Annotated in this window: 1 tRNA gene; it reads left to right on the top strand. The window is 50.5% G+C overall.

Annotated elements, in window-relative coordinates:
- Positions 1–132: 132 nt before the first annotated feature.
- Positions 133–206, top strand: a tRNA-Ile gene (locus B4O97_RS19145).
- The last annotated feature ends 352 nt before the right edge of the window (positions 207–558 follow it).

Genomic DNA, 558 nt, shown 5'->3' with positions numbered 1-558 from the left:
AGGGACAGCTTTACGCGAACGACGATACTTGATGGAACCTGCTTCTTGTTTAAACGGGAAGCGGTCTCTTCGCCCTTTTCTATTTATATTGGGCCTGGCTGGCGCTTGAGCGTCTGTTCGGCCAAACATTTGGGGCCTGTAGCTCAGGTGGTTAGAGCGCACGCCTGATAAGCGTGAGGTCACTAGTTCAAGTCTAGTCAGGCCCATATACGATTAACCGTTTAAAGAAATCAGGCGGTTAATTTTTTTGATCTTTTGACATAGAGAGCCTGGAACATACCGGTAAGACGAAACGGGAAGTAGTTTTACCAGCTAGGGGAGTTTCAGGGTGCGGTTATAAAACCCGAAGCGCCAACGCGCAGTGAAGATGTGGCTTTGCTCCATCTGAGTCTGCCGACGGTGGCACGGGAGAACCCGAGATTCTTGCGACCAGCTGTAGATGTGGCTTAGCTACATCTGAGACTGGGCAACAGGATCAGAGGGAGACGCTGTCGTACACGACAGCGGCGACCGCAGCAATAGAGGAAGGAGCACAAACTAATATGGTCAAGCGAATAA

It is taken from the genome of Marispirochaeta aestuarii, from assembly GCF_002087085.1.
GTDB lineage: Bacteria > Spirochaetota > Spirochaetia > JC444 > Marispirochaetaceae > Marispirochaeta > Marispirochaeta aestuarii.
The sequence above is the reverse complement of the archived record's forward strand: the minus strand, read 5'-3'. Positions and strand labels throughout refer to the sequence as shown.